At 38.0% G+C, this 25,717-nt stretch carries 29 protein-coding genes; 20 read left to right on the forward strand and 9 right to left on the reverse strand.

From position 1 onward, the window contains the following. The first annotated feature begins 7 nt into the window (after window positions 1-7). From F3G66_RS01045 to F3G66_RS01090, 10 genes are all read left to right on the forward strand, one after another. Window positions 8-1,216: an LL-diaminopimelate aminotransferase gene (locus F3G66_RS01045; RefSeq protein ID WP_084109200.1), complete on the forward strand. Its 1,209-nt coding sequence runs from the start codon at window positions 8-10 to the stop codon at window positions 1,214-1,216. Then, window positions 1,213-2,475 carry a homoserine dehydrogenase gene (locus tag F3G66_RS01050; protein WP_149706865.1) on the forward strand — a complete coding sequence of 421 codons (1,263 nt, stop codon included), beginning with the start codon at window positions 1,213-1,215 and terminating at the stop codon, window positions 2,473-2,475. The genes F3G66_RS01045 and F3G66_RS01050 overlap by 4 nt, the downstream gene beginning before the upstream one ends. 1 nt (window position 2,476) lies before the next feature. After that, window positions 2,477-2,818 (forward strand): YraN family protein, encoded by a 342-nt coding sequence (locus F3G66_RS01055; protein ID WP_149706866.1) that lies wholly within the window; start codon window positions 2,477-2,479, stop codon window positions 2,816-2,818. A 73-nt stretch (window positions 2,819-2,891) separates the two neighbouring features. Then, entirely contained in the window at window positions 2,892-3,206 is a 315-nt protein-coding gene (gene trxA, locus F3G66_RS01060) for a thioredoxin (RefSeq protein ID WP_012001054.1), read from the forward strand. Beyond that, window positions 3,206-3,652, forward strand: a complete 447-nt coding sequence (locus F3G66_RS01065; RefSeq protein WP_054196066.1) for a hypothetical protein — start codon at window positions 3,206-3,208, stop codon at window positions 3,650-3,652. Before trxA ends, F3G66_RS01065 begins: the two co-directional genes overlap by 1 nt. 9 nt (window positions 3,653-3,661) lie before the next feature. Beyond that, window positions 3,662-4,600 carry an NAD(P)/FAD-dependent oxidoreductase gene (locus F3G66_RS01070; protein ID WP_021090494.1) on the forward strand — a complete coding sequence of 313 codons (939 nt, stop codon included), beginning with the start codon at window positions 3,662-3,664 and terminating at the stop codon, window positions 4,598-4,600. 146 nt (window positions 4,601-4,746) lie between these two features. Continuing rightward, the gene (dapB, locus tag F3G66_RS01075) at window positions 4,747-5,517 is read left to right on the forward strand and encodes a 4-hydroxy-tetrahydrodipicolinate reductase (RefSeq protein WP_149706867.1); all 771 of its coding nucleotides are present in this window, start codon (window positions 4,747-4,749) and stop codon (window positions 5,515-5,517) included. Next, window positions 5,510-5,818 (forward strand): DUF2314 domain-containing protein, encoded by a 309-nt coding sequence (locus F3G66_RS01080; protein ID WP_149706868.1) that lies wholly within the window; start codon window positions 5,510-5,512, stop codon window positions 5,816-5,818. The genes dapB and F3G66_RS01080 overlap by 8 nt, the downstream gene beginning before the upstream one ends. A 9-nt stretch (window positions 5,819-5,827) precedes the next feature. Continuing rightward, entirely contained in the window at window positions 5,828-7,165 is a 1,338-nt protein-coding gene (purF, locus tag F3G66_RS01085; protein WP_149706869.1) for an amidophosphoribosyltransferase, read from the forward strand. Next, complete coding sequence (locus tag F3G66_RS01090) at window positions 7,162-7,824, forward strand: hypothetical protein (protein ID WP_149706870.1); 663 nt, start codon at window positions 7,162-7,164, stop codon at window positions 7,822-7,824. Before purF ends, F3G66_RS01090 begins: the two co-directional genes overlap by 4 nt. 119 nt (window positions 7,825-7,943) lie before the next feature. Here the strand turns inward: F3G66_RS01090 and F3G66_RS01095 are convergent, their stop codons facing one another. The 8 genes from F3G66_RS01095 to F3G66_RS01130 form a co-directional block, all read right to left on the reverse strand. After that, window positions 7,944-8,495, reverse strand: a complete 552-nt coding sequence (locus F3G66_RS01095; protein ID WP_021090969.1) for a DUF2393 family protein — start codon at window positions 8,493-8,495, stop codon at window positions 7,944-7,946. Beyond that, the gene (locus F3G66_RS01100) at window positions 8,495-9,025 is read right to left on the reverse strand and encodes a DUF2393 family protein (RefSeq protein WP_149706871.1); all 531 of its coding nucleotides are present in this window, start codon (window positions 9,023-9,025) and stop codon (window positions 8,495-8,497) included. The genes F3G66_RS01095 and F3G66_RS01100 overlap by 1 nt, the downstream gene beginning before the upstream one ends. Further along, window positions 9,015-9,749 carry a bifunctional phosphoribosyl-AMP cyclohydrolase/phosphoribosyl-ATP diphosphatase HisIE gene (gene hisIE / locus F3G66_RS01105; RefSeq protein WP_149706872.1) on the reverse strand — a complete coding sequence of 245 codons (735 nt, stop codon included), beginning with the start codon at window positions 9,747-9,749 and terminating at the stop codon, window positions 9,015-9,017. The genes F3G66_RS01100 and hisIE overlap by 11 nt, the downstream gene beginning before the upstream one ends. A 2-nt stretch (window positions 9,750-9,751) precedes the next feature. Beyond that, window positions 9,752-10,870 (reverse strand): prohibitin family protein, encoded by a 1,119-nt coding sequence (locus F3G66_RS01110; RefSeq protein ID WP_149706873.1) that lies wholly within the window; start codon window positions 10,868-10,870, stop codon window positions 9,752-9,754. Between the two features lie 17 nt (window positions 10,871-10,887). After that, the gene (locus tag F3G66_RS01115; protein ID WP_054196075.1) at window positions 10,888-11,802 is read right to left on the reverse strand and encodes a branched-chain amino acid transaminase; all 915 of its coding nucleotides are present in this window, start codon (window positions 11,800-11,802) and stop codon (window positions 10,888-10,890) included. 105 nt (window positions 11,803-11,907) lie between these two features. Then, entirely contained in the window at window positions 11,908-12,549 is a 642-nt protein-coding gene (locus tag F3G66_RS01120) for a thiol:disulfide interchange protein DsbA/DsbL (RefSeq protein WP_149706874.1), read from the reverse strand. A gap of 9 nt (window positions 12,550-12,558) precedes the next feature. Then, window positions 12,559-13,056: a thioredoxin-dependent thiol peroxidase gene (gene bcp, locus F3G66_RS01125; RefSeq protein WP_149706875.1), complete on the reverse strand. Its 498-nt coding sequence runs from the start codon at window positions 13,054-13,056 to the stop codon at window positions 12,559-12,561. Beyond that, window positions 13,053-13,256: a tautomerase family protein gene (locus F3G66_RS01130; protein ID WP_021090801.1), complete on the reverse strand. Its 204-nt coding sequence runs from the start codon at window positions 13,254-13,256 to the stop codon at window positions 13,053-13,055. The genes bcp and F3G66_RS01130 overlap by 4 nt, the downstream gene beginning before the upstream one ends. A 116-nt stretch (window positions 13,257-13,372) precedes the next feature. Between F3G66_RS01130 and F3G66_RS01135 the strand changes: the two genes are divergently transcribed. Beyond that, complete coding sequence (locus F3G66_RS01135; protein ID WP_107769786.1) at window positions 13,373-13,777, forward strand: hypothetical protein; 405 nt, start codon at window positions 13,373-13,375, stop codon at window positions 13,775-13,777. On the opposite strand, the gene F3G66_RS01140 is transcribed toward F3G66_RS01135, so the two are convergent. Next, window positions 13,774-17,082 carry a DUF748 domain-containing protein gene (locus F3G66_RS01140; RefSeq protein WP_149706876.1) on the reverse strand — a complete coding sequence of 1,103 codons (3,309 nt, stop codon included), beginning with the start codon at window positions 17,080-17,082 and terminating at the stop codon, window positions 13,774-13,776. The two genes, F3G66_RS01135 and F3G66_RS01140, sit on opposite strands and share 4 nt — an antisense overlap. Window positions 17,083-17,254: 172 nt before the next feature. On the opposite strand from F3G66_RS01140, the gene F3G66_RS01145 reads away from it, so the two are divergent. The 9 genes from F3G66_RS01145 (at window position 17,255) to clpX (ending at window position 25,715) form a co-directional block, all read left to right on the forward strand. Beyond that, on the forward strand, window positions 17,255-18,787 hold the full coding sequence (locus tag F3G66_RS01145) for an ABC transporter substrate-binding protein (RefSeq protein WP_149706877.1): 1,533 nt from the start codon (window positions 17,255-17,257) through the stop codon (window positions 18,785-18,787). A 12-nt stretch (window positions 18,788-18,799) separates the two neighbouring features. Continuing rightward, on the forward strand, window positions 18,800-19,756 hold the full coding sequence (locus F3G66_RS01150) for an ABC transporter permease (protein ID WP_223154177.1): 957 nt from the start codon (window positions 18,800-18,802) through the stop codon (window positions 19,754-19,756). Continuing rightward, window positions 19,753-20,553 (forward strand): ABC transporter permease, encoded by an 801-nt coding sequence (locus tag F3G66_RS01155; protein ID WP_149706878.1) that lies wholly within the window; start codon window positions 19,753-19,755, stop codon window positions 20,551-20,553. The genes F3G66_RS01150 and F3G66_RS01155 overlap by 4 nt, the downstream gene beginning before the upstream one ends. Further along, on the forward strand, window positions 20,550-21,230 hold the full coding sequence (locus F3G66_RS01160) for an ATP-binding cassette domain-containing protein (RefSeq protein WP_149706879.1): 681 nt from the start codon (window positions 20,550-20,552) through the stop codon (window positions 21,228-21,230). The genes F3G66_RS01155 and F3G66_RS01160 overlap by 4 nt, the downstream gene beginning before the upstream one ends. Continuing rightward, window positions 21,227-21,976, forward strand: coding sequence for an ATP-binding cassette domain-containing protein (locus F3G66_RS01165; protein ID WP_149706880.1), 750 nt, complete (start codon window positions 21,227-21,229; stop codon window positions 21,974-21,976). Before F3G66_RS01160 ends, F3G66_RS01165 begins: the two co-directional genes overlap by 4 nt. A 27-nt stretch (window positions 21,977-22,003) precedes the next feature. After that, entirely contained in the window at window positions 22,004-23,077 is a 1,074-nt protein-coding gene (locus tag F3G66_RS01170) for an epoxyqueuosine reductase QueH (RefSeq protein WP_149706881.1), read from the forward strand. A gap of 149 nt (window positions 23,078-23,226) precedes the next feature. Further along, window positions 23,227-23,673, forward strand: coding sequence for a 3-hydroxyacyl-ACP dehydratase FabZ (gene fabZ / locus F3G66_RS01175; protein WP_004317884.1), 447 nt, complete (start codon window positions 23,227-23,229; stop codon window positions 23,671-23,673). 21 nt (window positions 23,674-23,694) lie between these two features. After that, window positions 23,695-24,483, forward strand: coding sequence for an acyl-ACP--UDP-N-acetylglucosamine O-acyltransferase (gene lpxA / locus F3G66_RS01180; RefSeq protein WP_149706882.1), 789 nt, complete (start codon window positions 23,695-23,697; stop codon window positions 24,481-24,483). Beyond that, window positions 24,483-25,715: an ATP-dependent Clp protease ATP-binding subunit ClpX gene (gene clpX, locus F3G66_RS01185; RefSeq protein ID WP_021090629.1), complete on the forward strand. Its 1,233-nt coding sequence runs from the start codon at window positions 24,483-24,485 to the stop codon at window positions 25,713-25,715. The genes lpxA and clpX overlap by 1 nt, the downstream gene beginning before the upstream one ends. The last annotated feature ends 2 nt before the right edge of the window (window positions 25,716-25,717 follow it).

Below are 25,717 nucleotides of genomic sequence, written 5' to 3' on the forward strand. Positions count from 1 at the left end.
GTAAGCAGTGTTTGATGAGATAAGATTTAATACGATTGAGCGTTTGCCAAACTACGTTTTTGCCGAAGTGAATGCAATAAAAATGGCTGCGCGAAGAGCTGGAGAAGACATCATCGACTTTTCTATGGGTAATCCTGAGGGCAGAACGCCACAGCACATTGTCGATAAACTATGCGAAAGCGCGCAAAAGGACAAGACTCACGGCTACTCAGCCAGTGCTGGAATTTATAAGCTTCGCCTTGCCATTTGCAACTGGTACAAAAGAAAATACGGCGTAAATTTAGACCCAGACACTGAAGCAGTTGCCACGATGGGTAGCAAAGAGGGTTTTGTTCACCTAGCTCAAGCCGTGATAAACCCAGGCGATGTTGCTATTGTGCCTGATCCTGCCTATCCGATACACACGCAAGCGTTTTTATTTGCTGGAGGAAGTGTCGCAAAGATGCCACTTCACTATAATGATAAATTTGAACTAGATGAGAATAAATTTTTTGAAAATTTGATCCAGACTATACACGCTAGCTCACCAAAGCCAAAATATGTAGTCGTAAATTTCCCACATAACCCAACGACCGTGACAGTGCAAAAGAGCTTTTACGAGCGCCTTGTAAGCATCGCAAAACAAGAGAGATTTTACGTCATATCTGACATCGCCTACGCTGATCTTACATTTGATGGCTACAAAACGCCAAGTATCTTTGAAGTAGATGGCGCAAAAGATGTCGCAGTCGAGTGCTATACACTTTCAAAAAGCTATAACATGGCTGGCTGGAGAGTTGGCTTTATGTGCGGAAATAAAAGACTTTGTGCAGCACTTAAAAAGATAAAATCATGGGTTGATTACGGCATGTTTACGCCGATACAGGTGGCTGCTACCGTTGCACTTGACGGCGATCAAAGCTGTGTTGAAGAGATACGCCAAATTTATGAAAAAAGAAGAGATGTGATGATAGAGGCCTTTGCTCAGGCTGGCTGGGAGCTTAAAAAACCAAGCTCTAGTATGTTTATCTGGGCAAAACTACCGCCAAAAGTTAGTCATCTGGGCAGCCTTGAGTTTTCAAAGCAGCTTCTTACAAAGGCATCAGTCGCAGTTAGTCCGGGTATTGGTTTTGGCGAGGGCGGAAATGACTATGTGCGTCTAGCTCTTATCGAAAATGAAAATAGAATAAGACAAGCAGCAAGAAATATAAAAAAATATTTGAAAGAATTTGAATGAATGTAGCGATATTGGGCGTTGGAACCGTTGGCGAGTCAGTTGCAAAAATTTTACTAAAAAATAAAAAGCTAATCGCAGCAAGAAGTGGCGAAGAGATCGTACCAGTTATCGGTGTGGTTAGAAATTTAAACAAAAAAAGAGATGCGGGCATCCCTTTGACTGACGATATAAATAGCGTTATAAATCGCGATGATATCGATGTTTTTGTCGAACTTATGGGTGGTGTGGAAGAGCCTTTTAGGGTTGTGAGTGAAATTTTAAAGCGAAAAAAAGCAGTTGTAACCGCAAACAAAGCACTTCTTGCCTATCATAGATACGCCTTGCAAAATTTAGCCAAAAATATACCATTTGGCTTTGAAGCAAGTGTGGCTGGGGGCATACCGATCATTAGAGCATTAAGAGAAGGCTTAAGCGCAAATCATATCGTTAGTATAAATGGCATACTAAACGGAACTAGTAACTTTATCCTAACCTCGATGATGGACGAGGGCTCAAATTTTAAAGACGCACTTAAAAAGGCGCAAGAGCTTGGATACGCTGAGGCTGATCCTACTTTTGATGTGGGTGGCTTTGATACGGCTCATAAGCTTCTTATACTGGCAAGCATCGCATACGGTGTACACGGCGATCCAGAGGATATTTTGATCGAAGGAATACAAGGTATCACACCTGAGGATATATTTTTCGCAAAAGATTTCGAATACTCAATAAAACTTCTAGCAATTGCCAAAAAAAGTGAGGGTAAAATCGAGCTACGCGTGCATCCAGCACTTGTACCACAAAATAAAATGATAGCAAAGGCAAGTGGCGTGACAAATGCGATCAGTGTCGTTGGCGAGGTCGTTGGCGAGACGATGTACTATGGACCTGGAGCTGGTGGCGATGCAACGGCAAGCGCGGTGATCAGCGATCTTATCGACATCGCAAGAGATAGCAAATCGCCGATGCTTGGATATAAAGCGCCGTTTGAATTAAATACGCTTGAGCTACTTGACCGCGATAGGATAAAGACAAAGTATTACTTTAGATTAAAAGTCGAAGATAAAATGGGTGTGCTAGCAAAGATTACAAATTTGATGAGCGAAAATAATTTATCGATCGATAGCATACTTCAAAAACCAAAAGATGAGAGCGAATTTGCGGTATTGTTTTTTACGACACATACGAGTCTTGAGGCTGATGTAAGAAGAACAATTGAAATTTTAAAAGAGCAAGAGTATATAAAAGAAGAGCCATTTATGATGAGGATTGAGGAGTAGCTTGGGACTAAAAGAGTATCTCTTTGGCAAAAGCTCAGAAGATAGGGCATGCGAATTTTTACAAAAGATCGGTTTTGTCATTTTAGAGAGAAATTTTCACTCTAAATTTGGCGAGATCGACATCATTGCACTAAGTAGTGATAAAATTTTACACTTTATAGAGGTAAAAGCAACTAGTGGAGAATACGAGGCAGAATATAGACTAAATAAGGCAAAATATATAAAAATTTTAAAAACTATAAATTTTTATATGATGAAAAATGAGCCAAATAGAGATTTTCAAGTTGATTTACTCGTTATAAAAAATAAAAATTTAGAATTGATAGAAAATATTAGTTTATAATAAAATTTATTATTTAGATAAAATTTAAATTTAATTTGTATAATTGCAACATTTTAAAAAATAAGGAGAAAAAATGGGAAAATACATCGAACTTACAAAAGAAAATTTTGATGTTACAAAAGAAGGCGTTGCTTTAGTAGACTTTTGGGCTCCATGGTGCGGACCTTGCCGTATGCTAGCTCCAGTGATCGAAGAGCTTGCTGAAGACTTTGACGGCAAAGCAAAAATTTGCAAGGTTAACACTGACGAAGTGCAAGATCTTGCGGTTGAGTTTGGCATCAGATCGATCCCAACATTGCTATTTTTCAAAAATGGCGAGCTAGTTGAACAAATGGTCGGTGCACAGTCAAAACAAGCCTTAACTGACAAACTAAATTCGCTTCTTTAATGAGCGAAAAAAGAAGAGGAAGTCTGCTTCCTCTTACATATATATTTGGTTCATTTTTTGGTGCAGCTATGATAGCAGCTGCATTTGCGTATAGTAACTATCGTTTTTCACAATATAAATTTGTTGATTTTGCGAAGCTAGTTTTCTACGAAAAAAGCGAAATTTTTACTCCAAAAGAGCCAAAATACACGCTTTTAATCTTTAGCTCAAATCAATCAAAATTAGACGAAATTTTACCAATCAAAAACGAAACAGTTGTGGCAATTGATATCTTTCAAAAAAGATATGAGTCAAACTCAACACTAAAATATATAAGCTCAGATATTAATACTGTCTTGGAGCTAATGCGAAATTTAAGCATTACAAAGCTTCCAAGTAGTGTTGAGATAGTTCATCAAAGGGGCGAAATTTATAAACAAAATTCACCCATAAATGTTTTAGAATAAAGGAAATTTATGCTTGATTTAGCGATCATCGGAGGCGGTCCAGCAGGACTAAGCGCCGGACTTTACGCCACTAGAGGCGGATTAAAAAATGTTGTAATGTTTGAAAAAGGCGAGCCTGGCGGTCAGATCACCTCTAGCTCAGAGATAGAAAACTACCCAGGCCAAAAAGCACCTGGCGAGAGTGGGTTTGACTTTATGAGTACTTGGTGGAAGCAGTGCAGCGCATTTGGACTAGTTCACAAGTGGGCAAATGTCATTGGCGTTAGAAAAAACAGCGACGGCATCTTTGAAATTTTACTTGAAGGCGGCAAAAGCGAGCAGGCAAAGGCTGTCATCGTAGCGACTGGCTCAACCCCAAGACGCGCTGGCTTTAAAGGTGAGGACGAGTTCTTTGGCAAAGGCGTTAGCACATGCGCAACATGCGATGGCTTCTTTTATAAAAACAAAGAAGTGGCTGTTCTTGGTGGTGGTGATACAGCTGTTGAAGAGGCACTTTACCTAGCGAATATCTGCTCAAAAGTCTATCTAATCCATAGGCGTGACGAGTTTAGAGCGGCGCCAACAACCGTTGAAAAAGCTAGAAAAAATGAAAAGATCGAGTTTATAACAAGCGCAACGATAAAAGAGGCGCTTGGCGATAAGATGGGTCTAACAAAGATCGTGCTTGATACTAAAAATGGTGAGCGTGTGCTTGATGTGCCAGGAATTTTTACCTTTGTCGGACTAAATGTAAATAACGAAATTTTAAAAGATGAAAATGGCAAATTTATCTGCGAGATGGTTGATGGTGGACAGGTTAAGACAAACCTTAAGATGCAAACTAGCCTAAAAGGGCTCTTTGTAGCGGGCGACATAAGAGAGGACGCTCCAAAGCAAGTCATCGTAGCTGCAGGTGATGGCGCAGTGGCTGCACTTAGCGCTATGAGCTACATAGAAAGCTTGCATTAATACTAAAATTTAGCCAAATTTTTTGGCTAAATTTCTCTTCTTTTTTCTATTAAAATTTTGATTTTATATACATTTTCAAAGCCTATTTGTAATCTATCTATAATAAATTTTATGTTAAATTTCAACCAAAAATCAAAGGATAAATTTTGGTAAAAATAGGCCTTTATGGTGCTAGTGGAAAGATGGCTCAAAGTATCATTTCTTGTTTAAAAGATGAAAAAGATGCCACTTTAAGCATCGCTTTTAGCCAAAAAAATCAGGTTGAAAATTTAAATAGCGAACTTTTGACAAATGACTTTGCTAAATTTTTTGAAGCATGCGATGTAATAATCGACTTTAGTCAAAAAGAGGCGACCATGGCACTGCTGAACTATGCTAGAACTAATCCAAAACCACTAGTTATCGGTACAACTGGCCTAGATAACGAAGATAAAAACTTACTTCACCTAGCATCTGGAACTATGCCTATTCTTTACGCAACAAATATGAGTTTAGGCGTAGCTGTACTAAACCGCCTTGCAAGGATTGCTTCAAAAACATTAAGAGAATTTGACATAGAGATAGTAGAGCAACACCATAGGCACAAAAAGGACGCTCCAAGCGGCACAGCGATGACTTTAGCTGGCTGTGTGGCGGAGGCAAGGGATCTAAATTTAAAAGATGTTTTAGTAACTGGCAGAGCTGGCATGGTGGGCGCAAGAAGTAAAGACGAGATCGCAGTTATGGCACTTCGTGGTGGAGATGTGGTTGGTCGCCACACAGTTGGCTTTTATAATGACGGCGAGTTTATTGAGCTAAATCACACCGCAACAAGTAGGGCAACCTTTTCAAAAGGTGCGATCAGGGCTGCTATTTGGCTAAAAGATCAAAATAGTGGACTATACTCGATAGACGATAGTTTAGGGCTTGATGATTAAATTTGAGCTTGATGATGTAGAGAGTTACAAACTAGAATTTGGTGATAAATTCTACCTGCTGGAGCGTAAAAAGCGTCAAAATTTAAGAACTGGCGATATAGTAAAGCTTATATTTAGATTTGAAGATGATGAGTTTGCTCAGGTTGAGCGCATGTGGGTGGTCGTTAGCGAGACAAATAACGGCGAATTTACCGGCATTTTAGACAATGAGCCATTTACAAAAGGCTGTTTAAATGCTGGCGATGAGATCAAGTTTAACTACAAAAATGTTCTTGAAATTTACAAAGATGATGAAAACTAAAGGAAAAAAATGTGTGCAATAGTTGGTATTATAAATTCTAAAGATGCAGCAAAGACTGCCTATTATGCGTTATTTTCTATGCAGCATCGCGGTCAAGAGGCGAGTGGCATTAGTGTTTGTGATGACGGAGAAATTTCTACTCACAAGGGTAATGGCCTAGTTACAGAGGTCTTTAATGAAGAAATTTTAAGATCACTAAAGGGTGATATGGCGATCGGTCACAACCGCTATGCAACGGCTGGTAAAAACTCAGGTCGTGATGCCCAGCCAATAGCCGCTAACTACTCTTTGGGACAAATTTCAATCGTCCATAATGGAAATTTGGTAAATAAAGATGAGGTTAGAGATGAGCTTATTAAGGATGGTGCGATATTTCAGACAAATATGGATACTGAAAATATCATCCATCTAATCGCAAGAAACCATAGCGAACACTTGCAGGGCCGTATTATTGCGGCACTTGACAAGATAAAAGGTGCTTATTGTCTGCTTATCCAGTCACGCCATAAAACCTTTGCCATAAGAGATCGCTGGGGTGTTAGACCGCTAAGTCTTGGTAGACTAAAAGATGGTGGATATATCGTAGCTAGCGAGACTTGTGCTTTTGACCTTGTGGGAGCTAGCTTTATAAGAGATATTAGGCCTGGTGAGATGATAGTTTTTGAACATGGAAAAAGTGAGTTTCAAAGCATTCAAATTTATGAGCCAGATCCTAGAATATGCGCATTTGAATATATCTATTTTGCTCGCCCAGATAGCGTGATAGAAGGTAAAAGTGTCTATGAAGTTAGAAAAAAAATGGGTGAAGTACTAGCTAAGAAGAGCAAAATTAAAGCAGATTTCGTCGTGCCTGTACCAGATAGCGGAGTACCAGCAGCACTTGGATATGCAAACGAGAGCAAGATACCTTTTGAGCTAGCTATCACTAGAAACCATTATGTGGGTAGAACCTTCATCGAGCCAAGCCAAGAGATGAGAAATTTAAAAGTTAAGCTAAAACTTAACCCGATGTCATCGGTTCTAAAAGGTAAAAGTATTGTTGTTATCGATGATAGTATCGTTCGCGGTACTACTTCAAAAAAGGTGGTTGATCTTTTAAGACATGCGGGCGCTAAAGAGATTCATTTTAGAGTCGCATGCCCTGAGCTTAAATACCCTGAGCGATACGGTATCGATACGCCAAGCTTTGAAGAGTTAATAAGCTCTAAAAAAAATGCAGAGGAAGTAAGAGAATATATCGGTGCAGATAGCTTAGAATTTTTAAGTATAGACGAACTTAAAGAAAGTATCGGCGATGAGCGAAAATATTCGCTTGTAAGCTTTGATGGCGACTATTTCATAAAGTGAAAAATTTAGCCATTTTTTTGCTCGCTATAATATTTTTTAGTGGTTGCTCACAAAAGAATCCAAGCAAAAAAGACGAAATTTCTATTTACGTAAGCTACTATGAGATAAATGGCACAAAACAGCGGCTGCAAATAAAAACTGCTCAAAATTTTGCAGAACAAAATGCTAGTGTGCCATTTTTTGGTGTAGTAAATTTTTTAGTAGAAGATAAAATTTTAAATGCTTATTCGCTTGCAAAGGGCACTATAAACGTACTTGAGGTAAATAATAGCTCTATAAATTTAAATAAATCAAGTGATATTCTGGCTTTAAAAAAAGCTAATGAGATAAAATTTTATGAGATAAGACCTGATGCGCTTGAGAGCGTTAAATTTACCTCACAAAATAGTGTTTGTGGTGATTTTTTGCTACAAAAGCCAGTGCATGTAAATGTAGCAACAAACTACTATTTAAGAGATGATAGCTTTTTTGCAAGCTTAATAGAGGCAAATTTCTTTTATAAAAAAGGTGCAAAGATCCTAAAAAAAGAGTTTGTTTATAATATAGCCGAGACTAAAATCCTAGAGGAAGCAAAAGAATTTACACAAAAGACAAAGCAACTCTTCTTAAATGACCTACAAAAATTGGGTAGGCTACTTGACATACTTTGTACTTTTTAAGTCTTTAGCTTAGAAATTAGTGTTTATTGCAGATACTAAAAAGAAAAAATTAATCTAAAATCAAACTAAGACTTAGCGTTTTATCCTATGAAATTTGTAAAAATTTGCTTTAAATTTGATTAGTAGCAATTTAGTTTTGTGATATTCATGCCATTTTTAAAGTAAGGCGGATATGGCATATATACGGTAAATGGTGTGCTTTTTTGCTTTGGTAAATTTTTGGCTACATCAAATTTATATTCAACTGTATTTGGCCTCTCGTCCTTATCTGTGCCAAGAACCCATGAGAAAAATGAAAGCCCACTTGGCTTAAAAAATGCTTCACCGCCAAGGTCATTTTTATTTAGCGGTTGGTTGATTAGTTTGACTGTCAGCGTGCAGTTGCTAATTGTAAATTTACCGATGTTTCTCACTTGCCCCTTAAAAACGATACTCTCGTTTCGCAAAATTCGCTCACTTTTTACATTTTCGAGCATACCTTTTTTTGTATATTTATCAAGCACTAGCATTAAAAAAACAGCAAGTGTGGTTGAGACTAGAATGTTTGTAAAAAATAGTGATAAAAATAACTTTCGCTCAGCTCTAAGTGAGAGAACAAGAAATAAAATGGAAAGCAGAGCAATCGCAAAAAGAACGATAATATGAACGATCGTAAAATATGCTGAGCTCATCAAAAACACTCCACTTTCTTAGAGATATTGTAGTCTATAAATGCGAAGTCATTGACAAATTCTTTAACCTCAATGCTTTGCTTTGGTAAAAATTCTTCGTTTAAGATGATTCTTTTTCTAGCAAATGGATTAAGTGAGTTAAAAAAGTCTTTCGTATTTTGCCTTGAGCTTAGATAGAAGTCAAGCTCGATTTTACAGATACTAAGTGCATTATTTGAATTATTTGTAATATTAAAATCAACCATTAGTGCATCGACATATTGAAGCTGTTTGGTGGTTATTTTGCTTATGCTAACTGGTCTTAAATTTTCATTTATATATTTGTTCACGTAGTAATTACCTACAAAAAGTCCGAAAAAACCAGCTAGAATAAATAAAAATCCTATCTGCCACCACGACTTTATCGCTATAAAAATCCCTAAAAGCACAATTAGTATAAATGCTAAAAATATCCAGCCATAGGTTAAAAAATCAATGAGCTTTGCATTTTGCAATACAAAAAGCAAGTTGTGCTTAATGCTATTTAACATCTCGCGATCTTTTCTCTTCAATGCCGCTCATGCCAAAACGCCTTGCAAGTTCGTTTTTTACAGCATCTGGATGGATATTATGGGCTGAAAGTGCTACAAGTGCATGAAAACAAAGATCGGCTGCTTCATAGATCAGATCATCTTTTGCTTTTTGCTCATTTTGCTTTGAGTTTTCTGCGAAACTAAGATCCTTTGCGGCCATTATAAATTCGCCAGCCTCTTCGCCAACTTTCTTTAAAATTTGATTTTCGCCTTTTTTAAAAAGACTTGCCACATATGAAGTTTCAGGGTTGGCATTTAGCTTTCTATCTTCTATTACATGGTAAAGCTCGTCAAGTACGCCATAATTTATTTTTTTGACTTCAGTTTTTGTATCTAAAATTTTACCGTCATGCAAATTTATTTCATTAAAAAAACACGACCTTGCTCCAGTGTGACAAGCAGCGCTTCCGTTTTGAATCACTTTTAAAAGCAAAGTGTCGTTGTCGCAGTCTAAAAACGCAGCCTTGATCTCTTGCGTGTTGCCACTCTCTTCGCCTTTTTTCCAAATTCTATTTTTAGTGCGTGAAAAGTAGTGAGCGTAACGGCTAGATAGACTTAAATTTAATGCTTCTTCGTTCATATAAGCAAGCATTAAAACTTCATTTGTGGCATGATCGCAAACCACTACTGGAAGCAATCCACCAACTTTTTGCCAGTCTATACTTTTTGTTACGCTATTCATTTTTATCTCTCGCTTACTGAGCTAGCTCTTGCTTTATCTTTTGCGTCCAGCCAGATATTTGGCACAGCTCCGCCAGGTGTTAAGAAAATTTTAGCATCTTTGTTTTCTTTTAGAGCCTCGTTAAATTTGTTTTGCGTCTCGATCTGCTTTAAATTTAGTAGATTTTGATCGACACTTTTTGCGATCTCTTTGTTTGCATACGCAGTCGCGTCAGCCTCGATCTTGATAGCATCGGCCTTACCCTTTGCCTCGATGATCGCAGCTTTTGCAGTGCCTTCTGCAAGGGCAGCTTGTTTTAGAGCCTCTTGATTTGCACGCTCGACCTCGTATTTTGTCCTCTCAGCCTCTTGTTTAGCGATCTGGACACGCTCTATCTGCTCTTTTACCTTTGAAGGCAAGATGATCTCACGAAGCTGCACTGTTAGAAGCTCGACTGGCTTGTTTGGCTGTGAATCGATGTCTTTTCTTATGCCCTCATCGATCTGCCTTGCTAGGTCGTTTCTCTTAGTTGGTAGCTCTTCTGCTGTATATTTACCAGCGATACTGCGAACCACGTCACGAACGACAGGATCAACTATCTTGCTCTCCCAGCTAAGGCCCCAAGAGGCAATAGTTTGAGGGGCATTTTCTGGATTTAAACGGTATTGTACAGTAATATCAATGCTAACTGGCAAATTTCTAGCATCAAGCACTGAAATAGAATTTTTACGTAAAATTCCAGCGCCAACGCCTTGATATGATTTTTGCATTGATTCGCCCATATCCTCGCCAGAAGTATAGTTTATGATCCTAACTCTGGTGTCCACGATGATGATGTCTTGGATAAAAGGTAAAAAGAAATGAAAGCCTGGTTGCAAAGGATTTGGCTCGTATTTACCTGCTGTAGACTTAATGCCAACTTCACCTGAGTGAATCACTTTAAATGGCTGAGTGATAGCAAAAATAGCAATAATTGCAATTATAATATAGGCAAGTGCTCCAAATTTACCAAAACCACTTGGTAAATTTGGCATTTTAAAGTCCTTTTTGAAAGGCGGCTCTTTGTCGCTATTTTGACCTGAGCCTCTGTTGTCATTTCCTGGCTTTTTTTTATTGAAATAATCGTTTAAATCAGCGGGCATTTCGTTCCTTTAAATTTTTAAATATATGTTAAAAATGATTCATATTTTTTATTGAGTCCATAAACTACGTCAAAATAAGCTTTTTGTAGTCTCTTTGTCACTTCGCCTCTAGCGCCGTTACCAATGATACGGTTATCTATGCTATTTATCGGTGTTACTTCAGCTGCTGTGCCTGTGAAAAACGCCTCGTCAGCTGTGTAGGCCTGATCTCTTGTGATGCGCTCTCTTCTTACTTCGATGTCAAGATCGTGAGCAAGTCTTATGACTGTATCTTGAGTGATGCTAAGTAGGCTGTTGTCGTTTGGTGGAGTGATTAAAACGCCATTTTCAACGATAAAGAAACACTCGCCTGGACCCTCAGCCACAAAGCCCTCGCTATCAAGAAGTAGCGCCTCGTCGTATCCAGCCTCTTTTGCCTCGTAGTTTGCCATTTGTGAGCTTAGGTAGTTTGAGCTAGCTTTTGCTCTGTTCATTTGGGCAGCAGGTGCAAGTTTTGCAAAGCTTGAAATTTTAACTCTGATACCTTTTTCTAGGCCTTCATCGCCAAGATAAGCACCCCATTCCCATGAAGCGATAGCAGTTTGCACTGGTGCTTTTGTGTGAGCTACGCCCATTACGCCGTATCCTAAAAATATAAGTGGGCGGATATAAACATTGCCATTATATTTATTTGCACGAAGAAGCTCTATTTGCGCTTTTTCAAGCTCTTCCTCAGTGTAAGGTACATTTAAAACAGTCATTTTTGCTGATCTTAAAAGCCTTTTTGTATGATCTTGAAGTCTAAAAATAGCTAGACCTTTTTTTGTTTTATAAGCTCTTGTGCCCTCAAATACGGCATTAGCATAGTGTAAAGAGTGAGTTAGAACGTGTACTTTTGCATCGTCCCATTTAACTAATTTTCCATCCATCCAGATAAATTCTGAAGCATTCATTGTTAAACCTTTCTTTTTTCTTAGAAATTTTGGTCTGAGTTTATCTAAAATTGCTTTAAATTTATATTTCTAAGACCAAAATTTGCAGATATTACCTGCTAAAAACTACTTATCTAAAAGCTCTTGTATGATCTTTGCCATCTCATCGATTGATGAAGCTGCGTTTAAATTTATTAAGTATTTGCCGCTTACTACAAAAGCTGGCACACCGCTGATACTTGCCACATCATAAGAGGCGAACCATGCGTCTAAAAGCTCTTTTGCACGATCTGAGCTTAGCGCTTTTTCGTATTCGTCTTTGCTCACGTGAGCTGCATTTAGCGCTAGATCTATAAAACTTTGCTTATCTTTGCCGTCATTAAAGTCATCTTTTTCATCGTGTCTTGCTTTGTAGATCGCAAATTTAGCTTGCTTAAATTTAGACTCATCGCTTAGCAGATCAGTCCCATTTGCCTCATCTATCGATATAAGAGCGGCAAAAATTTTACTCGCGGTCTCGCCAAGCTTGCCTTTGGTGCTTAGGTGATATTGGATAAATTTAACCCCGTCAAGCTTTGACATCAGCTTTCTTGTGATCGTTCGGTCAAATTTATAGCAGTGAGGGCAGTCGTAGCTAAAGACCTTGACGACTGAGTTTTTAGGCACGTTAAGCGGTTTTGCTAGAGTTTGATACTCCACGCCTTCAGTGAGTGCTGATAAATTTAGTGCAAAAAATGCACTTAAAATTAGCATTTTTATAAGCTTCATCTTTGCTCCTTATTTTACAAGATCAGCTAGCACTTTTGCGGCGTGGTCTTTGGCTTTTACACTTTTGTAAATTTTAGCGATCTTGCCGTCTTTGCCGATCACAAATGTGCTTCTAACGATACCAAGATACTCTTTGCCGTAGTTTTTCTTAACCTGCCAAACGCCATAAAGCTTTGAAATTTCTTTATCCTCATCACTTAATAGAATGTGCTTTAAATTTTGCTTTGCGATAAAGCCAACGTGAGACTTCACACTATCTGGGCTAACGCCGATGATAACGGTGTCATTTTTGATAAACTGATCGTAGTTTGCGCTAAATTCGCAAGCCTCGGTCGTGCAGCCTGGAGTGTTGTCCTTTGGGTAGAAGTAAAGCACTACATTTTTGCCTATAAAGTCCTTTAGTGCGACCTTTACGCCGTCTTGATTTAGCGCTTCAAACTCTGGCGCTTTGTCGCCAACCTCAAGCGTTATCTTTCTTTCTAAGTCTGCTTTGTTAAATTCGCTCATTTTATCCCCTTTCTCTTATCTTCTACGCTCTCGCCGCCTACGCCGATGTTGCTAGCATCATGAGTTTCTATGAAAATCATAACCGCCTCTTTTTTCTTGCCAAGTACTCTTACAAGCGTCTCAGTCACCTCTTTAAAGACTTGATCTTTTTGCTCTTTTGTCGGCTCTGGGCCTGCTATTTTGATATTAACATAAGGCATTGTTGCTCCTTTTTCAAGATGTAAAATATTAGCCAAAATGAGTGAAATTTCAGATTAAAGCCTTTATTTAAGAATTTGGCATTAAAATACAAAAACTTGTTACATAGGAGCGAAAAATGGACTACAACAAACATAACAAAGGCTTTGTTTGCTTTATGTACGGCTTTGGACGAAGCAGGGCAGTTTATGCTGTTTTGATGGTTTTAGTCATATTTTTGCTTGGTTTTTTGACATTTGGCTCAAGTGCTCAAGCTGACATTTTAAATTTACAAATAGCCCTTAGTGTCATGCTTTGCGGGCTTTTACTCATCCTTGTAAATCCAAAAATTTTTATCATTAAGCTAATTGGCTATTTAATTTCACTTGCTGGCGTTATGATCGCTCTTCACAATGCAAATTTACTAGGCGAAGGCTTTAGCTTATATTTTTACGCAAGCCTAGTTTTTGGCGCATTCATGATGCTTATGCTTCTTAGCTGGTTTGTTTACAACGCAAGAAGCAGCGAGATAAATGAAATTTAGTTCGCCACTCCCATAAGCACGCTTGTGTAGGTGTTTTGCTTAGGCTCTGAACTTGTTGCATCATTTACATTTATGCGGCTAGTCTCAAGCCCAGCCTTTATGAGCGCTTCTTTTACCGCATTTGCACGCTCATTTGCAAGTTCAACTAGCTTTTCTTTATCCACTTCGATAGTTTTTATTGCCTCTTCTCTTAAGGCCTTATCGCTTTTATCTTTAGCGTTTGGAACGAGAGAATTTAGCACAGTGATATAATCTTTGCCGCTTGAGGCGATTATTTGATTTATCTTTTGATCAAGCTTTTTTTCTTTAAAGTAGAGCACATCTATCTCGGAGTAAGTAGGCGTGATGCTAAGTTTCATCATAGGCTTTGCAGTAGTTAATTTTATAAAATCAGCTATTTTTGGTGCTTCTGAGCTTATTAACTCGCTACTTCCAGCAAGAAAATCAATAGAGCTAAGATCCTTGCTGCCAAGTCCTAGAGCATTACCTAAAAATCTAAACGGAGCTAACGTAATGTCTGCAAAGAGTTTTTTAACAGCAGCCCAAATGACACTGCCATATTTAAAGTCAGGATCGTCTAAATTTCCTTCAACTGGCAGGTCGATATTTATTTGATTATTTTGATCGCTTAATATCGATATAGCAAGCGAAAGTGGTAAATTTACAGCATCTTTTGAATCAACCTTTTCTCCAAGTGTGAGTGTGTCAAAATTTATAAGATTTGAGCCGTTTAGTTTTGAATCAACAACGCTATAATTTAGATTTAAATTTAACTTACCTTTTTTTATTTTATAACCCAAAAATTGCCCACTATATGGTGTTATATCGATTAGATCGATGTCTTTAAAATCAAGCTTAATATCGGTATTTTGCTTTAGCTCAAAAGGAAATAGTTTTGCTGTAATCTGAGAAAAACCGTTTTTGCCAACTGTGCCTTTAAACTCGCCTAAACTCGGACGTTTTTTATCGATGTCAGTTAGCTTGCCATTTAGATTTGAAATTTTCGTAGCAAATGGCATAAATAGTGACGCATCTGAAAAATCAACCTCGCCGTTGTTAAGTGAGAAATTTTTGATACTAAAATTTAGCTCGTCATCTTTTTTACTAGCCACCTTTTTGCTCTCAGCTTTTTGCTCATTTTGGGCTTTGTTTTTATCTTCTTTTACGATTTTGCTTAGATTAAATTCGCGCTCTTTGCTTAGATGAGCCTTGATAAATGGCGAATTTAGAGCAACTCCAGTAATTTCAAGATTATTTTTAAAAAGTGAAATTTTATCCACTTCTAAACTTTTAAACGCGATTAGCTTTTCTTTATTTTTATCATCTAATCTAATATCTTTTACACTAAGTTTTGCATCTGCTTTTATATCTTTTGCATAGTGAAGCTCGGCGTTTGCACTCATCTCTCCACTTGAAAGGTCTGCCTCTAAAAATGGCTTTGCGTAGGCAAAATATTTTGGCAAATTTTTATCTTTAAGTTTGATTTTAGCAGTTATATCAAGAGGTTCAAGTTTGATCTTTGAGGTTAGGTCTAAATTTAGCTTTTGCGAGCTTTTTATATCCACTTTCGCGTCAAATGGCTTATTAAAATCGCTACTTAAATTTGCTATTTTTACAAACAAATTATCAAATTTATGAGCGATTTTCTCGCCTTCAAAAAGATGCGTCAAAGCGATACTAGCATTATTTACATTGATATTTTTTATATCAAATTTAAATTCACTCTCTTTGCTTTTTGAAGCTGATGTATTCTCTTTTTTAGTTTTAGTGCGATGATTGGCTGTTTTTGCCGGCTCTTTCTCACCAAGCCCAAGCTGGCTTATCGCGCTTAATCCGCTACCATTTAACTCTGAGTTAAATTTTGGTCTATTTACATCAATATTCTCGGCACTCAAAGCCATATTTAAAATATCAAATTTGATCGTTTTTGTCAGCACATCAGCGATATCTAAAATTTCTTTATTTTGTGCCTTTAAATTTATGCCATTTATACTAAGCTCATCAAGAGTTGCAAGGCTTTTATTAGTATCTTGAGCGAAGCTAATGTTTGAGAATTTAGCCCCTGCCACATTTGTATTTGCATTTTTACTAAGTGGGGCATTGATACCATCAAACTCTATTTTTTCAAGCGTGAGAGCTGTTTTGTTATTTGCTAAATTTGCATTTAAATTTGAGGCATTTATATCTTTTAGGTTTAATAAATTTTTACTAGATTCATCTATTTTTAGGGTATTTGCATTTATGCTATTTAGCGTAGCTGTTGCATTTAGTTCACTTTTTTCATTTAAATTTGCTAAAAGCGAAATATTGCTTAAATTTAGTGATTTTAAGCTTGCTGTTATTGCATTTTTAAATGAAACATCGCTTAAATTTATGGCATTTAACTCTAATTTAGCATCTATCTTGTCTGCTATTTTACTCGATAGATCAAATTTTGGAAGCTCTAGCTCACCAAGACTTAGTTCGTTTTTGCCCTCATCTATGTTTAGCGATTTTACATTTAAAAAGCTATCCTTTAAATTTATATTTGTAGCGTTCTCGTCGGCAATTAAAGCGTAATTTATTCCTAAATTTATGACCGCATTTTTAAGATTTAGTGTGTCGTTATCGATAAAGCTAATCGCCACTGGATCGATACTAAAGTTCTTTATGCTGATATTGCCCTCAATTTTTAGTGGATTTAGCTTGATATCACCATTTAGATCGATCTTGTGAGCTAGGCTTGAGTTTGAGTCAAAGATGTGGCTGCCTGCACTATTTTTCTTCGTATTTAGTGAGCTTAGCTCGTAGTTTATATCATCAAAATTTACGTTAAATGGATTTGTTAAATTTTGATCGCTATATGAAAATGAGCCTTTGATGATTTTTGCGTTATTTAGGGCAAAATTTATAGAGCTAGTGCTGTTATCTTCGGTAGTTACGTTATCGTCGCTTATAAAATTACTAAAGTTAAATTTTGAATTTTTATCTCGTAAAATTTTGACATTTGGTTCTTGAAGCCTAAAAATATCAACTTCAACTAATTTTTTAAAGATAGAAAATGGCTTTAGCTTGACGTCAATTTGCTTTGTGCTAAAAAGTGGCGAAGTAGTGTTTAACTCGACATTTGTGGCATTTAGCTCGAAGGTAAAAGGATTAAATTTAGCACTTTCTACAAAAAGCGTTGCGTTGTAGTCTTTTAGATATTTTGGAGTGATATTTTTAATGCCATAAGGTACTCCAAAAAATCCAAGAATAGTATAAATAACTAAAAGTGAAACTACGCAGATGGCTGAAATAAGTGCTATTTTTTTATTTTTATTCATTGTAAAATTTGCCTTGTTGTTGTCTAAAATAGGGAGAGATTTTACTTCAAAAAAGGTTAAAAGATAGTTAGAAATTTAAAACTTCTATACTTTAAATTTACATTTAGCTTAATAACACTTTTATACGATTCGTATTACTATGCAGAAATATTTTTAAACAAAGGGGATTGTGATGAAGAAAATTTTGCTTATCTTTTTTTTGTTGTTTGGTACTCTTTCTTATGCAAATGAAAATGCCGTTGTGGTCGCTATCGAGGAGCAAACACCTCGTATAAATCCACTTTACGACGAGGATCACGATCCTACGCTTTCGCTGGTTTTTTCTGGACTTACTAGCCACGATGAAAATAGCCACGTCGTGCCTGAGCTTGCCAAGTCTTGGCAGGTGAGCGATGACGGGCTGGAGTATGTTTTTGAGCTAAGAGATGATGCGTTTTGGCATGACGGGGTGAAATTTAGCGCAAAGGACGTTAAATTTACCATCGAAGCGGCTCAAGATAAGAAGCTAAACGCACCTGCTATCTCAAACTACGAGGTAGTAAAAAGCGTTGAAATTTTAGGAGATTATAAAGTCAAGATCACGCTAAAAGAGCCTTTTCCACCGTTTCTTGACGCACTTAGCTTTGGCGTTTTGCCTGAGCACATTTTAAAGGGCAAAGATATCGCAACTGATAAATTTAACGACGCTCCTATTGGCACTGGCGCATACAAGCTTGTAAAATTGAAAAAAGATGAGAGCTTGGAGTTTGTGGCAAATGATAAATTCTATAAAGGTGAGCCAAAAATAAAAAGGCTATTTTTAAAGATAGTTGGCGATGAAAATTTAAGACTTGTAGGTCTTAAAAGCGGTGAGATCGACGTTGCGCTCATCTCTCCAACTGGTGTAAATTTCATAAAAGATGATAAAAAACTAAGCTTGCTTAAATTTAAAAGTGCGGACTATAGAGCTTTGATGTTTAACTTTAATGATCCTATCTTTCAAGATAAAAATGTAAGGATAGCCCTAAACTACGCTGTCAATAAAGATGAGATAGTTAAAAAACTATTTCACGGATATGCAAGCGTAGCGAACAATCCGATAGAAAAAAGCTTTGCAAACGACAGCGAGTTTAAATTTAGCTACGATCCGCAAAAGGCTAGGGAGCTACTTGAAAAGAGTGGCTTTAAGAAAAGCAAGGCTGGCTTTTTTGAAAAGGACGGCAAAGAGCTTGGCTTTGACATCTACGCTTTTAATAACGACATCTTAAGGGTCAATCTAGCTAAAATTTTAAGCAGCGAGTTTGAGAAATTTGGCGTAAGAGCCAAAGCCTATGCAAAGCCAAAAACAGCCTTTAGCATAAGCAAGGTTGATAGCTTTGTGATCGGCTGGGGAAGCCCATTTGATCCAGACTTTCACACATATAGAATTTTTGGAGGATTTGCCGACATCGATGTCAATGAAAATGGCTGGAATTTTAGCCACTACAAGGACGCAAACGTCGATCTTGCCCTAAAAAACGCAAGATATACAAAGGACGTGGAGCTTAGGAAAAAATACTACAAAGAATTTCTAAAAGCGCTTTTTGAAAATCCACCTTACATTTTTATAGCCTATCTTGACTATCCGCTTGTCTTTAATAACAAAATTTTAGGCATAAAGACGCAAATTTTAGGCCACCATGGGGCTGGATTTTTATGGAATATAAGAGAGTGGCAAGTAAAATAGTGGATAAAAACTTTGTTTAGAGCCATTTTAAAAACAGTGATCTCATTAAAAACAGTGATCTCAAGCCTTGGATTGCTGTTTTTCATCTCATTTTTTCTATTTTTGCTCATATATTTTTTGCCAGGAAACGTCACTGACGCGATGTTTTCAAGGAGTGAAGCGCTAAGCGTTGCTATAAAAGAGCAAATTTTAGAAAATTTAGGGCTAAAAGATAACTTTTTCGTGCAGTATTTTAGGTGGCTAGCTCACTTTGTTGCAGGGGATTTTGGCACCAGCTTTGTAAGTGGGGCAAGTGTTTTTTTACTCATTAAAGAGAGGCTTTTAAACTCGCTTATTTTATTTTTTGCTTCGTTTTTTCTGATAGTTTTTTTATCATTTTTCTTAGGATTTTTAAGCGCCATTTATAAGAATAAATTTGCCGATATCTTTATAAATTTTAGCTCATTTTTACTGGCTTCACTGCCGCATTTTTACGTAGCTCTCGTGCTTATAGCGATCTTTAGTGTATATCTAAACGTGCTTCCAAGCTCTGGGGTAAACGAGCTAGGATCTAGCGGTGTTGGGGCTAAATTTATTATCTTGCCAACGCTTGCCATCATCTTGCCGCACCTTGGCGCAAACGTGAAATTTGTAAGAGACAGGCTAAATCAAAGCCTAAACGCTGATTTTATCCAGACAGCTCACGCTAGAGGTTTGGGGCGCGGCAAAATTTATCTCTTTGCCATAAAGCACGCAAGCACCGATATGGTCTATTATTTTGCAACCCTTGTGGCCGGCGTTTTTGCTGGATCATACGTCATCGAGAGCATTTTTTCATTTCCAGGCATAGGCAAGCTTAGCCTTGATGCGGTGATCGCCAAAGACTATCCAGTCGCACTTGCGACCATTTTGCTAACGTCCGTTTTTGTCGTTTTTGCAAATTTACTGGCTAAAATTTTCGCTATCTTGGTAGATAAGAGAAATTTATGAGAAAAGTCATATTTTTCCTAGCCTGTTTTGTCTTTTTGGCTCTTGTCACATTTGCCTTTGTAACGCCATTTTTTTCTAAATTTGAGCCAAATTTCACTGACTTTATGGCGGTAAATTTAGCCCCAAGTAGCGAGCACATCTTTGGCACTGACATCCTAGGCAGGGACAATCTCATAAGAGTGTCCTATGCGCTTAAAAACTCGCTTCTTATCTTGCTTCTTGCTGGCTTTTTAACGACACTTTTTTCGCTCATATATGCCTATTTTGGCACGAGCAAGAGCAAAATTTACGAGAGCCTTTTTGACAAGGGGCTTGATGCCTTTTTAAGCATCCCAAACATCGTTTTTATCATGCTTTTTAGCTCGTTTAGTAGCGGAGATCTGCTTATCACCTCTTTTATCATAGCCATTTGCTCGTTTATGCAGGGTGCAAAAGTTTTTATGCAAAATTTTAGACTTAATAAAAAGTGCGACTACGCCGAGCAAGCCGTGATAAATGGGGCTGGTAAATTTAGCCTTATTTACTTTGAAATTTTGCCAAATTTAAAGCATCTAATAGTTAGTATCTTTGGCATAAACGCGATAAACGCAGTCGTCATGGAGGCCACACTTGGCTTTTTTGGCGTGGGTAGCGACGCAAATAAAATAAGCCTTGGCATCATGCTAAATGAGAGCAAAGAGGCGCTTTTCCTTGGCTCTTGGTGGATGGTGCTTTTCCCTGGCATGACGCTCTTTTTGCTCATCCTTGCAACCTCGATTATCATGTCAAATTCAAAAAATGGCAATATAAAAATATGATAGAGATTAAAAATTTAAACGTTTTTTATAAGGATAAGAAGCTTTTGTGTGAGCTTGATTTTGCCATGAGTGAGGGTAAATTTATAGGCGTCACGGGTGCAAGTGGTAGCGGTAAATCGCTCTTTGCAAAGAGCCTAATAAGGCTTTTTGATGATGATTTTAGAGTGAGGGCGGATAATTTTAGCATTTATAAAAAAGATATCTTAAAACTTAGCCAAAATGAGCTAAAGGAGCACCGAAGAAAGGTCGCCTCGCTCATCTTTCAAAACTCCGTTGCTAGCCTTCATCCGCTCTTAAACGTGGGCGATCACTTTAACGCATATCTTGGCGGCGATAATAAATCAAATAAAGAGCTTGCATTTGCTTATTTTAGGGAGTTTGGGCTGGGTAATGCTAATCTCATCTGGCACAAATACTCATACGAGCTAAGTGGCGGTGAGGCTAGCCGTGTGCAGATCGCTCTTGCGCTTTGTCTGAAGCCAAAAATTTTAGTCTGTGATGAGATAACAAGCGGGCTTGATAGCATTAGCGCTAGCCACGTGGCGGGTATCTTGGAGAGTTTAAAGGGCAAGATGAGTGTTATCTTTATCTCGCATGATGAGGCGCTAACAAGCTATCTTAGTGATGAGATTTGGCAGATGAGAGATGGACGGCTAAGCTTAAAGGAAAATGCGTGAAAATCAGGCTTGAAAACGTCTCAAAAAGTTTAAGTTTTAAGGAGCATTTTAACGCTAGAGCTGAAGTGCTGCACCTTTTGGATAGGATAAATTACGAGCTTGATGATGGCGAAAATTTAGCCATTTTGGGGCAAAGTGGTAGTGGCAAAAGCACGCTTGCAAAGCTCATATCATTTAGTGAGCCAAAAAGTGGGGGCAAAATTTACATAAACGATGAGGAGATCACGGATAAAAATGAGCTCAAAAAGGACATCAGATATATCTTGCAAAATCAAAAGCAAGCCCTAAATCCAGCGCTAAAAGTAAAAACCGCGATCGCTCACGTGAGGTCATATCTCAAGCTTAGCTTTAGTGAGAATGAGCTTAAAGAGCTTTTAGCTAATTTAAATTTAAAAGATGAAATTTTAGAAAAATTCCCATCTCAGCTAAGTGGCGGTGAGGCGACGAGAGTCGGGATACTGTTAGCGCTTCTTTCAAAGCCAAAAATCCTAATCTGCGACGAGATAACAAGTGGGCTTGATAACGAGACAAAGCAAAAGATCATAAATTTGCTTTTAAGCTTAGATGAAAAGATCAGCATTATTTTTATCACGCACGATATTTTAAGTGCGATGAAGATAGCGCAAAAAGTACTTATAATCGAATCTGGCAAGCAAGTGGCTTTTGGTAAATTTGATGATCTTGCAAGCCAAAATGTCCTTAAAAAATATCTTGATGCTGCAAAAATTTATAAAAATAATCTTTGATATAATGCGAGCAAAAAAGGTTAAATTTTGCTAGTTCACATCTGCTGCTCGGTCGATAGCCACTACTTTTTAGGGCGCCTACGAAAAGACTATCCAAATGAACGAATAGTAGGCTATTTTTACGATCCAAACATACATCCATATAGCGAGTTTTTACTGCGTTTTGAGGACGTGAAGCGAAGCTGCGAGAAGCTAGGCATCGAGCTAATATGTGGCGAATACGACTACGAAGCGTGGCTTGGCGGCACAAAGGGGCTTGAAGATGAACCAGAAAAGGGTAAAAGGTGCGAATACTGCTTTGATTTTCGTATGAAAGACTCCGCTAAAAAGGCGCTTGAGCTGAGACTTAATAAGATCACGACAACGCTTTTGATGAGCCCAAAAAAGGACTTTTCTCAGCTTAAAAAGGCTCTTGATGAGGCGGTGGCTGGCTCAAATTTGGAGGCTGTTGCGGTTGATTATAGAAAAAATAGCGGCACAAGCGAGCAATTTATCCTCGCTAAAAAAGACAAGCTCTATCACCAAAATTACTGCGGCTGCGTCTTTGCACTAAAAAAACAGCGCGACTCGCAAAATTTGCCCCAAAGTGAGCTAATGAGCGAGCTACACGCAAGGGCGCTTTATGGCAGCATAGAAGCTAGGCTTGAGCTTTATAAAAAGGTGCGCGAGTGCGAGGCGAGAGGTGAGAAATTTCATCTTTTTAGAAGGCGATTTTTAAACTACAGGCTTTTACGTGCTAGTGTGAAATTTCAAAACGCTGTGATACCAAGCTACTTTGTGCTTTACTCTGGCTTTAAAAGAGAAAATTTGAAGCTAAATGTAGAAAATTCTTGTGATATGGACGATGAGCTAAAAGAGTGTGCAATCTTTATGAGTATAGAGCGCTTTAATAAATTTACAAATAGCAAATTTAAAAGCGTAGATGAGCTTTGCAAAAGGCCGCTTGAGCTTGATAAGGAGCTAAAATTTCGCCGTGATATAAGCGGAGAATTTTCGCAAAATCCTATCATCGTCTTAGACGAGGTCAAAAAGGGTAGCTACGAAATTTACGCAAAGGCTGTTTTTTATAACGATAGCGAAGAAATTTTGGTTTTAGACTAAAAGTGGGTTTATAAAATTTATCTTAAAGCAGTGAATTAAATTTTTGCCACATAAGGCGAAATTTAGAGATTTTTAAAAGAGGCTAATAATTTTTTTCTTAGTATAAATTTGTTACAATCGCCACAAATTTACATTACTAAGGCTAAAACGTGATAGACGTCGTAGAAATTCAAAAAATTCTTCCACATAGATTTCCATTTTTACTTATAGATAGAGTTGTTGAGCTAGAGCCAGCTAAGAATATCGTGGCTTATAAAAATGTAACCATTGGTGAGCCGATATTTCAGGGGCACTTCCCGGGCCATCCGATATATCCTGGCGTTATGATAATCGAAGGCATGGCGCAAGCTGGCGGCGTGCTAGCATTTAAAAGCATGAGTGATGAGCATCAAGCTGGCATCGAGAATAAAGTGGTCTATTTTATGAGCATTGACGGAGCGAAATTTCGCCATCCAGTCCGCCCTGGAGATAGGCTAGAGTACAGACTAAACGTGCTAAAACACAAAGGTAATATCTGGGTGCTTGAGGGCAAAGCATACGTCGATGATGTGCTATGCGCCGAGGCTGAACTAAAAGCGATGATAGTCGATAAATAGGCTTTAAGAAAAAGAGAGACAATGAAAAATATCCACCAAACAGCCGTTATAGAAGATGGAGCGATCATTGGAGATGACGCAAATATCGAGGCTTATGCATTTGTAAGTAAAGATGCGGTCCTTGGCAACAACGTCACGATAAAACAAGGCGCAAGGGTGATTGGCAAGACGAGGATCGGCGATAACTCTCGTGTATTTAGCTACGCGATCGTGGGCGATATCCCGCAAGATATCAGCTATAAAGATGAGACTGATACCGGCGTTATTATTGGTGAGCACGCAACTATACGTGAGTTTTGCACGATAAACTCAGGCACGCACAAGGGTGATGGTATAACAAGGATTGGCGATAACGCCTTTATCATGGCATATTCTCACATAGCACACGACTGTATAATAGGCAACAACGTCATTTTGGCAAATAACGCAACCCTGGCAGGTCACGTCGAGCTTGGTGACTACGCTGTTGTGGGTGGTCTTACGCCTATTCATCAGTTTGTTAGAGTAGGGGAAAGCTGCATGATCGCAGGTGCAAGCGCGCTTAGTCAAGATGTAGTGCCATTTTGCCTAGCTGAGGGCAATAGAGCATATATAAGAAGCTTAAATTTAGTTGGCATTAGACGTAGATTTGATAAAGAGCAGGTTGAAGAGCTAGTTCGCGCTTATAAATTTTTGTTTAATCAAGGCATTAGCCTAAAAGATCAAGCAAACGAGCTGATCGCAAAAACTAGTGATGAAAATGTTAAAAAAATGTGTAAATTTATATTAGAAACGACAAGAGGAATTCCGCTTGCAAAAGGAAGAGATTAATGGCTAGAAAGTGTAATTTTTGTGGCGAGGCTGAGTCTGCTGAGAGAAGATTACTCGCTGATATCGAAGGAAACGCCTATATATGCGAGTACTGCATAGCAGCCGCATACGATATGATACATGGAGATACTAGCGTAGAAGAGAGTAAAAATGACGAAACGATAGAGTATCAAAAGCTCACACCAAAGGAGTTAAAAGCGGTACTTGATAACTACGTGATCGGTCAAGACAGGGCTAAAAAGGTCTTTAGTGTCGGCGTATATAACCACTATAAGAGAATTTTTAAACAAAGCGACATTAAAGACGATACTGAAATTTCAAAATCAAACATCTTACTTGTTGGCCCAACTGGAAGCGGCAAGACGTTAATGGCTCAGACTTTGGCAAGATTTCTTGATGTGCCTATCGCAATTTGTGATGCCACAAGCCTAACTGAGGCTGGATATGTCGGTGAGGACGTTGAAAATATCCTAACAAGGCTTTTACAAGCTGCAAATGGCGATGTTAAAAAGGCGGAGCAGGGCATTGTCTTTGTCGATGAGATCGATAAGATCGCTAGAATGAGTGAAAATAGAAGCATCACAAGAGACGTTTCGGGTGAAGGCGTACAGCAAGCATTATTAAAGATCATCGAAGGAAGCGTCGTGAACATCCCGCCAAAAGGTGGCAGAAAGCATCCAAACCAAGACTTCATCCAGATAGATACGACAAATATCTTATTCGTTTGCGGTGGTGCATTTGACGGACTTCTTGATATCATCGAGAGAAGAGTTGGTAAAAATGTTCTTGGATTTAATCAAGAAAAACGTGGCAAAAATGAAAAAGAAAATTTACTAAGCCTACTTGAGCCAGACGATCTTGTAAGATATGGCCTCATTCCAGAGCTTATTGGCAGACTTCACGTAGTAGCTACTTTAAACGAAATAACAAAAGAAGATATGGTTAAAATTTTAACCGAGCCAAAAAATGCGATACTAAAACAATATCAAAAGCTTTGTGCGATTGACGGTGCTACGCTTAAATTTGATGATGAAGCACTTGAAGAGATAGCAAGTTTAGCTATCGAGCGAAAGACCGGAGCAAGAGGGCTTAGAAGTATAATGGAAGAGCTTATGACGGACATAATGTATGAGCTGCCAGAGTTAAAAGAATATGATATTGTTATCTCAAAAGAGACTGTAAAAGATAAGGCAAAGCCAATTTTAATAAAGCACGATAAGAAAATAGCGTAAAG

The sequence above is a fragment of the Campylobacter concisus genome, assembly GCF_902460665.1.
Taxonomy (GTDB): Bacteria; Campylobacterota; Campylobacteria; order Campylobacterales; family Campylobacteraceae; genus Campylobacter_A; species Campylobacter_A concisus_AL.